The sequence below is a fragment of the Bartonella sp. TS25HLJMH genome (assembly GCF_042193505.1).
GTDB classification, from domain to species: domain Bacteria; phylum Pseudomonadota; class Alphaproteobacteria; order Rhizobiales; family Rhizobiaceae; genus Bartonella; species Bartonella grahamii.
In genome coordinates this window covers 1-607 of record NZ_JBHILV010000106.1, presented here as the reverse complement: position 1 = coordinate 607, position 607 = coordinate 1, and the positions used below count along the sequence as shown (strand labels likewise).

General features: G+C 43.3%; 2 protein-coding genes. Both read right to left on the bottom strand.

What is annotated here, in order from left to right:
* The coding region (locus tag ACFINF_RS09505) for a major capsid protein (RefSeq protein ID WP_375613996.1) at positions 1–274 on the bottom strand (274 nt) is incomplete at its 3' end.
* A 12-nt stretch (positions 275–286) separates the two neighbouring features.
* On the bottom strand, positions 287–607 hold a 321-nt coding region (locus ACFINF_RS09500), incomplete at its 5' end, for a head decoration protein (RefSeq protein WP_375620629.1).

The following is a 607-nucleotide window of genomic DNA, read 5'->3' as shown; positions in this document are numbered from 1 at the left end:
TCACCGTATCACTTTTGGCAATCCGTGTTGTTTTGAAAAACCGAAGATTACGACCCTCTCTATCACCTTCTGCCAAAGGTGCGCCACGTTCACTGGTTTGAATAAGCGAAAATGTATTATCACGCCGTTCAATACCAACCACTGTGGTACTGGTTTCAACTTCCTCAAAAAGATTAAGAGAGCTTACAAGACCAGGTTGAAACTCATAGTTTTCAATGGCTTTCATCATTGTGATGCTTGAGAAAGCATCATGTTTAAAAAAATTCATATCCATGTGTGCATTCTCCTATCGCAATAAAATATTGTTATGGTCTTCTAAAGACTGAATGGCTGCTTTCTTTTGCTCGTCTGTGATGGCATCTGGCCATAGCAGTTCAGAAGCTTTTACAGTGCATAAGCGTGCTGTAATCACGGCGCGTTGATCTGCTTCTGTTGCGTCAATAGTGGCAAAAGAAATCCCTGCCGGTGTTTGACTGCCATCTGATGCTGCTGGATTAAGGGGGACATAGTGTTCCGTTGCGGTTATCTTTCCCATGACAGTTCCCGCTTCAATGAATGCTCCTGATGCAAACACCACTTCTTCGTTTGACATATCAGGGTCGTAGGG